Here is a 12,875-nt window from a genome sequence, read left to right as displayed (position 1 = left end):
GGCCGTCAGATCGCCCGCTCCCAGGCCTCGGTGGCCGCCGTGACCGCCGGGGCGGCGGGGGTGGCGGTGGCCTGGGCGAGGGCTTCGAGGGTGGCGATGACGGTTTCGGCGGTGGCGGCCGGGCCGTAGTGGTTGAGGCGGAGCATGCGGGAGGCCAGTGCGCCGCCGCCTGCCTGGATCGGCAACTGCGGGGCGTGGCGGTGGAGTTCGGCGGCGAGCTCGGTGGCGTCCAGGCCCTCGGGGGTGCGCAGGGTTGTGGCGACCGGGGCGGCGTGCTCGGCGAGGCGGACGTACGGGGTGACGGTGCCGAGCGCGGTGGCGCCGGCGCGGGTGGCGGCGGCCGCGGCGCGGTGCCGGGCGATGACCGCGTCGAGGCCCTCGGCGGTGATCGCGTCCAGGCAGGCGTCCAGCGCGAGCATCTCCAACTGGGCGGGGGCGTGCGGCAGTTGGGTGCGGCCGGCGTCGGTCCAGCGGGCCTTCCAGTCGAGCAGCGAGAGGTAGGAGCGGCGCGGTGCGGCCGGGTTGGCCTCGATCCGCTGCCAGGCCCGCTCGCTGACCGAGACCGCCGAGACGCCGGCCGGGCCGCCCATCGCCTTCTGGCCGCCGATCACGCACAGGTCGATGCCCCAGGCGTCGGTCAGCAGCGGCTCGGCGGCCACCGAGGCCACCGCGTCCAGCATCAGCAGCGCACCGTGCTCGCGCACCACGGCGGCGATGTCGGCGACCGGGTTGGTGTTGCCGGTGGCGGCCTCGGCGTGCACCAGCGAGACGAAGTCGATCTCCGGGTTGGCGCGCAGCGCGTCCGCGACCTGCTCGGCGGTGACGGCGGCGTCGAACGGCGCGGCCAGGTCCACCACCTTGGCGCCCGCGTCGCGCAGCCAGCCGCCGAAGGTCTGGCCGTACGGGCCGGTGATGATGTTCAGCGCGGTCGAGCCCGGGTGCGCCGCGCCCTTGATCGCCGCCTCCAGCGGCAGCAGCGCCTCGCCCTGGGTCACGATCACGTCGGCCTCGGTGTGCAGCAGCGCCGCCACCTTGTCCTCGATCGCGGCGAACCGGGCGGCGGTCATCGGCGGGAGGTCGAGCAGCATGCGGGAAGACCTTTCGGGCAGCGGAGGGATTTCGCCGGGGCGGCACGGGAGGTCCGCCGTCGAACAGTCTGCCGCAGATCGTCCTGTGCGCCCGCACAGGCGCCGAGTACAGTGCCAGGCATGACCGACGGTGGGGTGCTGCACATCAGGGGCCGGGTGCTGGTCGGACCGGACGACGTCCGGGACGAACTCTGGGCGGTGGACGGCCGGGTGACCTTCGAGCGGCCCGCCGCCGAGCCCGCCGCGACCCTCACCGGCTGGGCGATGCCCGGCCTGGTGGACGCCCACTGCCATGTCGGCCTGGACGCGCACGGCGCCGTCGACCGGGCCACCAGCGAGAAGCAGGCCCTCACCGACCGGGACGCCGGCACCCTGCTGATCCGCGACGCCGGCTCCGCCGCCGACACCCGGTGGATCGACGACCGCGACGACCTGCCGAAGATCATCCGGGCCGGGCGGCACATCGCCCGCACCCGCCGCTACATCCGCAACTACGCGCACGAGATCGAGCCCGGCGACCTCGCCGCGTACGTCACCGCAGAGGCCCGGCGCGGCGACGGCTGGGTCAAGCTGGTCGGCGACTGGATCGACCGCGGCGCCGGCGACCTCGCCGCGTGCTGGCCCGGCGACGCGCTCACCGAGGCGATCGCCGCCGCGCACGCCGAGGGCGCGCGGGTCACCGCGCACTGCTTCGCCACCGAGTCGCTGCCCGACCTGCTGGCCGCCGGCATCGACTGCATCGAGCACGCCACCGGCCTCACCGAGGAACTGATCCCCGCCTTCGTGGAGCGCGGCGTGGCGATCGTCCCGACCCTGGTCAACATCGCCACCTTCCCGGCCCTCGCCGACGGCGGCGAGGCCAAGTTCCCGCAGTGGTCCGCGCACATGCGCCGCCTGCACGAGAACCGCTACGCGACGGTGGGCGCCGCGCACGACGCCGGCATCCCGATCTACGTCGGCACCGACGCCGGGGGCTCGCTCGCGCACGGCCTGGTCGCCGAGGAGGCGATCGAACTCACCAAGGCCGGCCTCAGCGCCAACGAGGCCCTGGCCGCCGCCAGTTGGTCCGCCCGCGAGTGGCTCGGCCGCCCCGGCCTCACCGAGGGCGCCCCCGCCGACCTGGTGGTCTACGACGCCGACCCGCGCGCAGACCTGCGGGTCCTGGGGGCGCCGCGGCACATCGTGCTCAACGGCGCGGTGGTGTGAGGCGGCAGGAGGCGCCGTGACGGCGGACGAGGCGGTGCTCGCGCTGTGGGAGGCGCTGCCCGCCGACGTGCGCGAGCGGGTGGACGACCTGGCGCGGAAGGGCACGTCGTTCGGGATCGTGGCGCTGCTGTGTCCGGCCCACGGCTTGAGCATCCCGCAGGGGCTGAGGATCGCGGTCGCCCGCCACGCGTTGCTGCGGCCGCCGGTCCCGGACGGGCCGGTGGATCCCCGGGTGCTGATCCGGAAGGCCGGGGAGGTCGAGGAGCGGGTGCTGGCGGTCGAGGCGGTCTGGGCCGGTGACTTGGCGCACGGCCGGTTCGTGTGGCTGTTCGCGATCGGTGAGACGCGGGACCACCCGCTGGAGCCCGTGTACGCGAGCACGGCGACCCGGCACCTCGGCTCGGAGGAGAGCGACGACGGGCGGCCGCACATCGCGGTGGCGGCGGAGATGATCGGCGTCGCGGTGGCACGGGCGTTGCGGGTGCCGTTCCACTTCGCGAGTCCGCGGGTGCCCGACGGGCGGGCGCCGCGGTGGGTGCGGCCGGGTGCGGCGACCTGCTGAACTGGCATTGTCAGTGCGGCCGATAGGCTTCCGTCATGGCTGCACGACCCTTGCACGAAGTTGTTGAAGCCGGCTGGGCCGAGGCCCTTGCGCCGGTCGCCGGACAGGTCGCCGCGATGGGCGATTTCCTGCGCGCCGAGATCGCGGCCGGCCGGACGTACCTGCCACCGGGGCCGCAGGTGCTGCGGGCCTTCCAGCAGCCGTTCGCGGACGTCCGGGTGCTGATCGTCGGTCAGGACCCGTACCCGACGCCGGGTCACGCCGTCGGTCTGAGTTTCTCGGTCGGCGCGGATGTCCGGCCGATTCCGAAGAGTCTGATCAACATCTACCGGGAGTACAGCACCGACCTGGGCTTCCCGCCGCCGTCCAACGGCGACCTGACGCCGTGGGCGAACCAGGGCGTGCTGCTGCTCAACCGGGCGCTGACCACGCAGACCCGCCAGACCAACGGCCACCGCGGCAAGGGCTGGGAGGCCGTCACCGAGCAGGCGATCAAGGCGCTCGCGGCGCGTGGCGGCCCGCTGGTCGCGATCCTGTGGGGCCGCGATGCGCAGGAGTTGCGGCCGTGGCTGGGCCAGGTGCCCAGCATCGAGTCGTCGCACCCGAGCCCGTACTCCGCCGACCGCGGCTTCTTCAACTCCCGCCCGTTCAGCCGCGCCAACGACCTGCTGGTCCGGCAGGGCGGGCAGCCGGTGGATTGGCGTCTGCCGTAACGCCGCGCGGCGAATCGGTCCTGTACGGTCGGCCGCCGGGCGCGGTTGCTGTGATCTAAATCACTCCCGCCGGAACGGAGTGCGCGAGGTGTGGAGCTTCGGTCGGAGATTACCGTGCGTAACGTCCGGTGAACTGCGATGTCCTGGCGGCGGCGGCGATATGGCCGGCCGGTGAAGCCCGCGCAAAGGTGGCCGATAGCCGACCGATCGGTCGGGCGGGGGTGGACCGGCGGCCGGTCGCGGTCCGTAGTTGTGGGGGACGGCCGGCCCCGGATCGGCCGCGGGAGCGGGAGGACGGACGATGGCGGGAGCACTGGCCGGACTGGTGGGGGACACGGCGGCCTTCGTCGAACTGCTGGCGAAGCGGCAGCCGGAGGTGTTCGCCCCGGACGCCTGGCCCGTCGGGGTTCCCGGGCCGAAGGATCTGGACGAGGTGCTGCGCGGCGGGCTGCTGCGGGTGCCGTACGTCGAGATGGTCCGGGCGGGGGAGGTCGTCCCGGCCGCGGAGTTCTGTACGACCCGCACCGTGGCCGGGCGTCGCGAGCAGGGCTTCGCCGACCCCGAGCGGATCGGCGCGCTGCTCGCCGAGGGCGCAACGCTACTGCTGCCGCAACTGGACCAGTGGCACCCGTCCGTGCGCGCGCTGGCCGCCGACATCGCGCGCACCCTGGGCCGGCGCACCGAGGCGTTCTGCTTCGCCACCGGGCCAGGCCGGCGCGGGCTCGACGTGCACCGGGACGACGCGGACGTGCTGGTCGTCCAGCTGGCCGGCGAGAAGGAGTGGACCGTCCACGAGGCGCCCGCCGACGGGCGCTGGCACCCCGGACCGGCCCCGGAGCCCGGCCCGGTGGCGCTCGCCACGGTGCTCCGGGCGGGCCAGGTGCTGTACGTGCCGCGCGGCGCCGCGCATGCCGCGACCGGCCACGCGGGGCTCTCCGTCCACCTGTCCTTCACCGTCCGGGAAGCGGGCACCGGAGGGATGTGGGGAGCCATCGGCGAGTGGCTGGCGGGCGGCGGCCGGGCCGCGACGCTGCCGCAACGCCCCGCGACCGAGGCGGAGTTGCTGGCCGCCGCCGCCGAACTGCTGCGGCTCGGCCGGGAGCGGCTGGCCGCACTCACCCCCGAGGAACTGCTGCGCCTGGCCAGGGGGCCGCTGCCCACGGCGGACGAGAGCGGGCTGCACGGGCCGCACGGGCCGCACGGGTCGCACGGGCCGCTCGGCCAGGACCCGGCGTAGGCCGGGAACGCACACAAGGGCGCGGCAGCCGGGACCGTTCGCACGGTCCGGGCAGCCGCGCCCCGTTCTGACGCGAGCGCCGAAGCGTCAGATGCAGTACGGGCGGTGACAGGACCCGGTGACGCAGAGGTCACTGATGCTGGCCTGCTCCGCCGCGTCGGACTCGGTGGAGATCAGGTCGTGGACGTCCAGGTCGAACAGCTCGTTCATGTCGTCGGCCATGTGAGCCTCCCTTTCCTCGCTGCCGCATCGGACGCGGCGGACAGCATCGGACGTTAGGCAGTGGGTGACCGGCCGGACAATGGTTCTGCGCCGCCGGGCGATCGTATTCGGTCAATCATCGACTCAGTCCGTCTACGGTCGATCGGCCATGGACAGTTCTCGATCGCCGCGATACACAACCCGGATGCCGTCCGAACTCGGCCGACGGCACCCAGGAGTCACCCGACCGGCGTGAGGAGCACTGTGGGCGAGACAGCGGCGGCGCGGCAGGACCCACTCTTCACAGCCACCGGGCCGGTTCTGCTGCGCAGCCCGGCACTGCCGCGCCGGCACCGCAGGACCGCCCCGGCCGAACCGGTGGACTTTGGGGGCCTTGGGGAGTTCGGGGGGCTCGCGGACGTCGGGGGCCTCGGGGGTGAGGACGTCCGGCGGGCTGCGATGGCCGAGTACCTTGCCGAGGCCGCCGCCGATCCGGTGCTGCGGGAGGCGATCGAGATATCCAGCCCCTCGCTGGCCGACCAGCTCGCGCAGGTCGCCGCCGGGGCTGTGCTGCGGCCCGCCGCGCTGCGCCGCGCGGCCGAGGCCGTCGGCCGCTACCGGCTGAGGATGTCGACCCGGCCCACCCCGTTCGGGCTGATGGCCGCCGTGGCCCCCGCCCGCTTCGACACGGCGACCAAGGTCCGGTGGGCCGGCGGCCACCGCCGCGTGCTGCGCCCCGACCTCGGCTGGCTGCTCCCGCTGCTGGACCGGCTGCGGACCGATCCGGCCGTCCTGCCCGGCCTGCTGCTGGTCGCGGACCAGCAGGCGGTGGTGCGCGGTGACCGGCTGGTTCTGCCGTACCTGCCCGAGCGCGGGGTCGCAGCCGGTGCCGGTGCCGATGCCGCCGAGACGCAGCCGGTCGCCGAACGCACCGTCCGTGCCACCGCCGTGGTCCGGGCCGCGATGACGGCGGCCGGTGCGCCGGTCCGCCACCCCGAGCTGCTGGCCGCGCTGGCCGCCGAGTTCCTGGCCGCACCCGCCGAAGCGGTCGCGAACCTGGTCCGTGCCCTGGTCGAGCACGGCTTCCTGCTGACCGACCTCACCCCGCCCGCGTCCTGTCCGGACCTGCTGGGCCACGTCCTTGACCGGCTCCCGGACGAGTTGCCGCTGCGCGCCGAACTGGCAGGCATCGGAGCGCAGTTGGACGCGGCCGCCGAGGCCGGTAGCGGGTGTGGCGGGGAGTTGATCCGGGAGGTGCGGGCCCGAATGGCCCGGCTCGGGCCGGCCGACCGTCCGATCCACGCGGACCTCGCGCTGGACGCCGAGATCGTGCTGCCCGACCACGTCCGCACCGAACTGGAACAGGCCGTCACGGCGCTCTGGCGGCTGTCGCCGCCGACCACCGGGCCCGAGCATCTGCGCTCCTACCACCGGGAGTTCGTCGAACGGTACGGCACGGACAGCCCCGTCCCGCTGACCGAACTGCTCGACCCCGACACCGGGTTGGGCCCGCCCGCCGGCTACCGGCGCCCGGTCGGCGGGCGGGGCGCGGCCAACCCGCAGCCGTCCGGAGAACGCACCGACGCCGAAGCGGCCCGCGACCGGCTGCTGGCCGAGCTCGCGACCGGAGCCCTCGCCGACCGGGGACCGGACGGGGGACTGCCCGAAGTGGTGCTGGACGAAGCGCTGTTGAGCCGGTTGGTGCTGCCGGCGGACGAGGCGGCGGGCCGGGCCGCCGACACCCCGTCCGCGTCGTTGGAGCTGTACGCCGAACTGGCCGCGGACTCCGTCGAGGCGCTGGACGCCGGTGACTACCGGCTGGTGATCTCCCCGATGGCGGGCAGCGACCGCGCCGGCGCGACGTTCGGTCGCTTTGCCGCGCTGCTGGCCGGGGTTGGTGGCGATGCAGAGCCGGGTGCTGCGGAGTTCGCCGGCGGTGGTGGCGGTGCGGTGTCGGGCGCGGCGTTGCCTGCCAGGGGTGGCCGTGCCGCGACGTCAGGTGCGGTATTGCCCGCCGGGAGCGGCAGCGACGCGGTGCTGAGTGCTGCGTTGTCTGCCGGGGTTGGTGGCGATGCAGAGCCGGGTGCTGCGGAGTTCACCGGAGTTGGCGGCGATGCGGTGGCGGCTGTCGCGATGCCCGGCGGTGGCGGTGGCGGTGGCGGTGGCGGTGGCGGCGCGGTGCCGGGTGCTGCGATGCCTGCCCGGAGCGGCGGTGCGGTGTTGAATGCTGCGGCGTTCGCCGGGGTTGGCGGCGATGCAGTGACGGGTGGCGCGATTCCTGCCGGGGTTGGCGGCCATGCGGTGGCGGGTGCTGCGTTGCCTGTCGGGGGCGGTGGCAGCGCGACGTCGGGTGTTGCGGAGCTTGCCGGAGTTGGCGGCGGTGCGGTGTCAGGTGCTGCGCTGCCCGCCGCAATGGGTGGTGGCGCGGTGGCGGGTGCTGTGGCGTTCACCGGAGTTGGCGGCGACACGACGTCGAATGCACCGCTACCGGGCGGGGGCGGCGACGCGGTGTTGAGTGCTGCGGTGTTCGCTGGGGTTGGCGGCGACGCGACGTCGGGCGTCGCGTCGCCCGTCCGGGGCGGCGGCGGTGGTGCGACGTCGGGTGCTGGGTTGTTGATGGCCGAGGCTGCCGGGGTCGGTGACGGCGAGGCGGTCGAGGTGCATCTGCAGTTCGCTCCCTACCGGCCTCGGCACGCCAACATCGCGCTGGCTCCGCACTGGCTCGGCCATCGGGTCGTGGTGAGTGCCTTCCCCGAGCGGGGCGGTCCGGCCACGCTGCCGCTGGACGATTTGGTGGTGCTCGCCGATCAGGAGCGGCTCGCCGTCTTCTCGCGGAGTCTTGGGCGTGAGGTCCGGGCCGGCGCGCACCATGCGCTCAACCAGCGTGCGGGCGCGCCCAATGTGGCCCGTTTCCTACAGGAAGTGATGCTCGGCGGGCAGCGCCCCTGGCAGTCCTGGGACTGGGGAGCGGTGAGCGCCGCCCCCGTGCTGCCCCGGGTCCGGTACGGCAGAGTCGTTCTGGCGCCGGCCAGTTGGCGGCTGTCCGCGCCCGTGCCGGACGCCGCCGCGCCGTTCGAGGAGTGGGCCGACGGGCTGGCCCGGTGGCGTCGGCGCTGGGGCGTGCCGGCCGCCGTCCGGCTGGTCAGCGGTGACCACCGGATCAGCCTGGACCTCGAACTCCCGTGGCATCAGCGGCTGTTGCACAGTCAGGCGCGTTCGTCCGAACCGGTGCTGCTCCAGGAGGAGTTGGCGCCCGCCGGTGACGCGGGCTGGCTGTGCGGGCCCGACGGTGCGCGCACCGTCGAACTGGTCGTCCCGATGCGCCGTCGGCCGTTGCCGCAGGCCGCTCCGCGTCGCCGACGGGCGCTGCCCGCGCCCCGCTCGCGTGGGCCCGAACTGCCCGGCGGGCCATGGTTGTTCGCCAGGCTGGCGGCCGTCGAGGCCCGGCACGACGAGATCCTGGCCGACCGGTTGCCTCCGTTGATCGCCGCGCTGCCGGGTGAGGTGGACCGCTGGTTCTTCATCCGCTACCGGGACCCGGAACCGCACCTGCGGCTGCGCTTCCACGGCGCACCCCCGGCCCTGGCGGCCGCCCTGCTCCCCGCCCTGCACGACTGGGTGACCGACCTGCGCCGCGATGGTCTCGCCGCCGACCTGCGCCTGGAGAGCTACCAGCCGGAGGCCGACCGGTACGGCGGCCCCGAGCTGCTCGCGGACGCCGAGCGGGTGTTCCAGGCCGACAGCTCGGTCGCCCTCGCCGCCCTGCGCCTGACCCGGGCCGGGCGCGGCCCGTCCAGGGAACTGCTGGCCGCCGCGAACGCCGCCGCCACCGCACAGGACTTCCTCACCGCCCGCCCCGACGGGCCGCCGCTCGTCGACTGGCTGACCACCGTCTTTCCGAAGTCGGAACACCACCACCAGGCCTTCCGCACCCACCGCCGGGCTGCTCTGCAGGCCATCGGCCCCGAGGGTCCGCCCGCCCCGGCAGGCGGCCTGCTGCCCGCCGACCCCGTACTCGCCGAGGCCTGGCAGCGACGCGCGACAGCCCTCGCCGCCTACGCGACCCGGGTGCCGTCCGTCGAGGTCGACTCCGTGCTGGCCTCGCTGCTGCACATGGGGCACAACCGGCTGGCGGGGATGGACCGCGAGGCGGAGCGCCGCTCGTACGCCCTGGCCAGGGGCGCGGTCGAGGCCCACCGGGCGCGGCAGGCACGGCAGTGAATCGTCGGGTTGCCGAACTGTCTGGCGTTCCGGGGGAGTTTGGGGGTGAGTGGGTGAACTGCGTGGCGGGACGCCGGGTGTGGAGGTCGAGGCGGTGAGTGCGTCGGACGTGGTGCGTGGGGTCGCTGAACTGCTCGGCGTTCCGGGGGAGTTCGAGGGTGAGTGAGTGGACTGCGTGGCGGGATACCGGGTGTGGAGGTCGAGGCGGTGAGTGCGTCGGACGTAGTGCGTGGGGTCGCTGAACTGCTCAGCGCCCCAAGGGTGTTCGAGGGCGATCGGCCGGCGCATGCGCTCGGAACCGGTCGGATCGGGGCTGCGCTGGCCCTCGCCGTGCTGGCGGACGCCGGGCCGGACGGGGGATCGGACGCCAGGCTGCGTCGCGCTGCGCACGGGCACCTTGCGGCTGCCGCGAAGTCGCCCGGGGCGATGCGGCCGGGCGGGTTGTACTTCGGGGCTGCCGCTCTCGCTCTCGCCGCCCACACCATGGCGCGGCCGGGCGAGTACCGGGGGCTGCTGGACGCGTTGACGCCCCGGGTGCGGGAGGCTGCCGCCGCGCGCACTGTCGCGCTCCGGGCCGAGCTGGCCGCCGGGGCCGGGCTGAGTGCTCCCACGTTCGATGCTGTCGCGGGCGCGGCGGGTCTGGGGCGGCTGCTGCTCGCCCTGGAGCCGGACGGGCCGGCCCTCGCCGAGCTGCTCGCCGCGCTGGTGGAACTGACCGGGCCGGACGCGGGTGCCCGGTTGCCGCGCTGGTGGACCGCCGGTGGCCCCGGAACGCTGGGTGTCGGCCCCGAGTACCCCCGAGGGCACCTCAACCTGGGCCTGGCGCACGGGATTCCGGGCCCGCTCGCGCTGCTGGCCACGGCTCGGCTGCACGGCGTCGGGGTGGCCGGGCTCGACGAGGCCGTCGCGGCGCTGGGGGGCTGGCTGGCCGCGCGGCGGGTCGGGTGCCACTGGCCGATGGCGTTGCGCGTCGAGGACGAGGAGGCCGGACGGCTGCCCGCCGACCCGCCCACCCGCGCGGCCTGGTGCTACGGCACGCCCGGCGTGGCCCGCGCGCTCTTCCTGGCGGGCACGGCCCTCGGGCGCCCCGACTGGCAGCGCGACGCCGTCGCCGCGCTGGTGGGGACGCTGCGCGAGCCGGCCGGCTGGAACCTCGAAGGCGCCGGGCTCTGCCACGGCACCGGCGGCCTGCTGCGGATCGCCCAGCGGATGGCCGAGGACTCCGGCTCCGCCGAACTCGCCGCCCACCTCCCCGTTCTCGCCGCCACCGTCACCCGCGAACTCGACGCGGCACTCGCCGCCGCCCCCGACCCCGGCCTGCTGGACGGCACGGCGGGCGCCGCCCTCGCCCTGCACGCCCACACCGCCCCGCGCCCCGACGCACCCGCCTGGGACACCTTCCTGCTGCTCGGCTGAGCCGTCGCCCCGCCCTCGCGGGCGCTCCGTGTACCGGCGGTGTCCACGGGCCGGTGCCCTGTCGGGCCGGAGAGCCGGGCGTAAGGGGAACGTGGATCTCGTCGGCCGGCAGGGGCAGTTGGCGTCACTGGGCGTGTGCCGGCGGAGTCGCACAGCCGGGGCGGCGCGGTGCTGGCGCGTGGGCCGATCGGGCGAGGGCGGCCGCAGCGGCCGGCTTCGGGAGCAGGCCCACCCCACCACTCCGCCCGGCCCGTTCGCACCGGGGAAAGAGTCCGGTTGGGGCCCGACCCCGCCGAGCGTCGATCTTCGAGGTGCGGGCTTCGGCCTGCGCGCTCCTGCCGCCCGGTCGCCCACTCCGGTGCTGGGACCGGGTCGGGGCCGGGTCGGGTCGGGGCCGGGTCGGGGCGTGGTCAGACCGCGCGGTCCTCGGCGGTCGCGGCGAGGCGGTAGCGGCCGGTGTCGCGGGTCAGCAGGCCGTCGTCGACGAGGATGCGCCGCAGCGAGACGGCGTCGAGCGCGCCGCCCGCGCACCACGGCCGCAGGCGGTCGGTGACCGTCCGTTCGTCGTACTCGTCGTCGGCGGCGAAGCTGCTCCGGGCGACGTGGCCGAGCACCGCGCCGCGGGCGTCCGCGTCGTCCGGGACGTCGACCAGGACGCCGGCGCGGATGTGGCCGCGCAGGCGGGGGTCGGGCTGGTCGGCGGCCAGTTCGTCGGCCGTCCGCCGGGCGGCGGTCTCCGCCGCGGCGGCGAGGGCGGCGTCGTTCAGGGCGAGGGTGCCGCGCCCCTGGACGAGCAGGCCGCTGCGGACGAGCCGTCCGATGGCGGGGGCGGCCTGGGGTGCGCCGAGGCCGGACGCGGCGAGGATCTCGGAGGCGGTCGACGCGCCGAGGGTGACTGCCGCGAACACCCGGCGCAGTGCGGGATCGGCCAGTTCGACGGCGAGTTGGTCGGGGGTCATGAGGGGGAGGTTTCCGTTCGGTCGGGCCGACGAGCTGATGTCGCGTCAAGTATGGCGGCGGCCACCGTGCCCCGTCCGGCGGCCAGGGACACCGCGAGTTGGGCAGTCGTGGCGAGGGACATCAGCAGCAGCGGCGCGCGCCAGCCGTCGGGGCCGGGGGAGTGGAGCAGGCCGAAGACCACCGGGCCGACGGCGGCCAGCAGGTAGCCGACGGACTGGGTCATGGCGGAGAGGGCGCCGGCCGAGGCGGCGTCCTGGGCGCGGAGGCCGATGAAGGCGAGGGCGAGGACCAGACAGGCGCCGCCGCCGAGGCCCAGGAGCACCGTCCACAGCAGGGCCCAGTGGGGTTGGGCGAACAGGCCGAGCCAGCCGGCCAGCAGGACGGCGGAGCAGGCCGCCGCCAGGCCGCGTTGGTCGCGGGCGCGGCGCATCGCCCCGGGCACGGCGAGGCTGGTCAGCACCGCGACGACCTGGAACAGGAAGAGCAGCCAGCCGGCCGTCGCCGGGTCGGAGCCGTTGTCCTGGAACACCTGCGGCAGCCAGGTCACGGCGACGTAGAAGCCCAGCGACTGCAACCCCATGAACCCGGTGACCGCCCAGGCCAACCCCGAACTCCAGGGCAGCCGTTGCCCGTTGCGGGCGGGCCCGGTCGGGCGGGGAGTGCGCAGCTGCGGGAGCCACGCCAGCAGCGCGACCAGGGCGAAGAGCACCCAGCAGCCCAGCGCGGTGTGCCAACCGCCGGGAGCGGCCTCGGCGATCGGGACGGCCACCCCGGACGCCACGGCCGCCACCCCGCCCATCACGGTGGCGTAGGCGCTGGTCAACAGGCCCACCCGGGTGGGGAAATCGCGGCGGATCAGGCCCGGCAGCAGCACGTTGCCGACCGCGACGCCCGCGCCGATCAGCACGGTGCCGCCGAACAGGCCCGCCGCCGTGGGGATCCAACGGACGGCGATGCCGAGGGTCAGCACCGCCAGCGCGCCGCCGAGCAGCCGCTCCGCGCCCCAGCGGGCGGTCAGCGCGGGGACGAGCGGCGACAGGGCGGCGAAGGCCAGCAGCGGCAGGGTGTTCAGCAGGCCCGCGACGGCCGGGGTCAGGCCCAGCTCGGACTGCACCCGGTCCAGCAGCGGACCGACCCCGGTCAGGCTCGCCCGCAGGTTGGCCGCCACCACCAACAGCCCCCACACCAGGAGCAGTCGGCCCGAGCGGCGGGTCGATGTGTTCGTCATGCCGGTCAGCATCGGGCGGCCCGCCGACCGGCAGCGAGGCCCT

10 protein-coding genes are annotated in these 12,875 nt (G+C 75.4%); 6 read left to right on the top strand and 4 right to left on the bottom strand.

Features of this window, described 5'->3' with window-relative positions; all coding sequences use genetic code 11:
• Positions 1-5: 5 nt before the first annotated feature.
• A complete protein-coding gene (locus tag AMK19_RS22805) occupies positions 6-1,088 on the bottom strand; it encodes a pyridoxal-phosphate-dependent aminotransferase family protein (RefSeq protein WP_073814785.1) in 1,083 nt (360 codons plus the stop codon).
• Between the two features lie 120 nt (positions 1,089-1,208).
• On the opposite strand from AMK19_RS22805, the gene AMK19_RS22800 reads away from it, so the two are divergent.
• From AMK19_RS22800 to AMK19_RS22785, 4 genes are all read left to right on the top strand, one after another.
• The gene (locus tag AMK19_RS22800) at positions 1,209-2,294 is read left to right on the top strand and encodes an amidohydrolase family protein (RefSeq protein WP_073814783.1); all 1,086 of its coding nucleotides are present in this window, start codon (positions 1,209-1,211) and stop codon (positions 2,292-2,294) included.
• Between the two features lie 16 nt (positions 2,295-2,310).
• Positions 2,311-2,856 carry a hypothetical protein gene (locus AMK19_RS22795; protein WP_073814782.1) on the top strand — a complete coding sequence of 182 codons (546 nt, stop codon included), beginning with the start codon at positions 2,311-2,313 and terminating at the stop codon, positions 2,854-2,856.
• 35 nt (positions 2,857-2,891) lie between these two features.
• On the top strand, positions 2,892-3,569 hold the full coding sequence (locus AMK19_RS22790; RefSeq protein ID WP_073814780.1) for a uracil-DNA glycosylase: 678 nt from the start codon (positions 2,892-2,894) through the stop codon (positions 3,567-3,569).
• Between the two features lie 301 nt (positions 3,570-3,870).
• Positions 3,871-4,806 carry a JmjC domain-containing protein gene (locus tag AMK19_RS22785; protein ID WP_073814778.1) on the top strand — a complete coding sequence of 312 codons (936 nt, stop codon included), beginning with the start codon at positions 3,871-3,873 and terminating at the stop codon, positions 4,804-4,806.
• A gap of 87 nt (positions 4,807-4,893) precedes the next feature.
• On the opposite strand, the gene AMK19_RS38170 is transcribed toward AMK19_RS22785, so the two are convergent.
• The gene (locus AMK19_RS38170) at positions 4,894-5,028 is read right to left on the bottom strand and encodes a hypothetical protein (RefSeq protein ID WP_274536992.1); all 135 of its coding nucleotides are present in this window, start codon (positions 5,026-5,028) and stop codon (positions 4,894-4,896) included.
• 438 nt (positions 5,029-5,466) lie between these two features.
• Here AMK19_RS38170 and AMK19_RS22780 point away from each other — a divergent pair, with 438 nt between their 5' ends.
• Together AMK19_RS22780 and AMK19_RS22775 are read left to right on the top strand one after the other, a co-directional pair.
• The gene (locus tag AMK19_RS22780; protein WP_073814777.1) at positions 5,467-9,228 is read left to right on the top strand and encodes a thiopeptide-type bacteriocin biosynthesis protein; all 3,762 of its coding nucleotides are present in this window, start codon (positions 5,467-5,469) and stop codon (positions 9,226-9,228) included.
• A 261-nt stretch (positions 9,229-9,489) separates the two neighbouring features.
• Complete coding sequence (locus tag AMK19_RS22775) at positions 9,490-10,644, top strand: lanthionine synthetase LanC family protein (RefSeq protein ID WP_158071932.1); 1,155 nt, start codon at positions 9,490-9,492, stop codon at positions 10,642-10,644.
• A gap of 410 nt (positions 10,645-11,054) precedes the next feature.
• Here the strand turns inward: AMK19_RS22775 and AMK19_RS22770 are convergent, their stop codons facing one another.
• Both AMK19_RS22770 and AMK19_RS22765 read right to left on the bottom strand, forming a co-directional pair.
• Complete coding sequence (locus tag AMK19_RS22770) at positions 11,055-11,603, bottom strand: DUF2087 domain-containing protein (RefSeq protein WP_073814775.1); 549 nt, start codon at positions 11,601-11,603, stop codon at positions 11,055-11,057.
• On the bottom strand, positions 11,600-12,832 hold the full coding sequence (locus AMK19_RS22765; protein ID WP_241844527.1) for a CynX/NimT family MFS transporter: 1,233 nt from the start codon (positions 12,830-12,832) through the stop codon (positions 11,600-11,602). The genes AMK19_RS22770 and AMK19_RS22765 overlap by 4 nt, the downstream gene beginning before the upstream one ends.
• Positions 12,833-12,875 lie beyond the last annotated feature (43 nt).

Origin of the sequence: Kitasatospora sp. CB01950 (genome assembly GCF_001905465.1) — a bacterium.
Classification (GTDB): Bacteria; Actinomycetota; Actinomycetes; order Streptomycetales; family Streptomycetaceae; genus Kitasatospora.
The sequence above is the reverse complement of the archived record's forward strand: the minus strand, read 5'-3'. Positions and strand labels throughout refer to the sequence as shown.